This is a genomic window from Blautia glucerasea (assembly GCF_020537505.1).
Taxonomy (GTDB): domain Bacteria; phylum Bacillota; class Clostridia; order Lachnospirales; family Lachnospiraceae; genus Blautia_A.
The window spans coordinates 1-587 of the sequence record NZ_JAJBMO010000105.1 but is presented as its reverse complement, the minus strand read 5'-3'; the positions used below and the strand labels follow the sequence as shown (position 1 = coordinate 587).

Here is a 587-nt window from a genome sequence, read left to right as displayed (position 1 = left end):
GAGGAGGGATATAGGTGGGATACTCATCTTTCAGCATTTGCACTGCCTCCAGAAAGGAACACCCATCTACATGGATCAGGAAATTTAATGCACTGGTTCCCCCGATATCTCTGGATTTCCAGTGCCACTGGCTGGTGAGCTCGTTGATTTTAAAGCTATCGTGGTCTGTCAGCTCCCATTCATTTCTGGCTGAAGATTTTTTCAGGCGGTTCGGCTGGTATTTCTTCAGGTACTCAATGGCGGTGATCTCCCTTGCCCGTTTGATCTCTTCTTCCGGAATCCACGGCATTACATCACGGTATCCCGGAGCTGCTCTGCCTTATCCGTTTTCTCCCACGGGAATTCCTTTCTTCCAAAATGCCCGAACACGGCACTCTGTCGGTAGATCGGCCGCTTCAGGTGCAGGGTGTCACTAATCTGGCTTGGGGTAAGCCCAAACACCAGAGGAATCGCAGCGGCGAGGCAGTCATCCGCACAGATCTTTCCGGTTCCAAAGGTATCCACCTGCACCATGACTGGCTGGGCAACCCCGATGGCATAGGCAAGGGACACCTGGCATCGGCTGGCAAGTCCGGCAGCTACCATGT

At 53.0% G+C, this 587-nt stretch carries 1 protein-coding gene and 1 pseudogene; both read right to left on the bottom strand.

The window, feature by feature from the left end:
* Positions 1–289 (bottom strand): annotated as a pseudogene (locus LIQ05_RS19465) (hypothetical protein); the annotation flags it as partial.
* A partial coding sequence (locus LIQ05_RS19460; RefSeq protein WP_226822941.1) for a methionine adenosyltransferase domain-containing protein occupies positions 289–587 on the bottom strand: 299 nt, incomplete at its 5' end. The gene LIQ05_RS19460 and the pseudogene LIQ05_RS19465, both read right to left, overlap by 1 nt.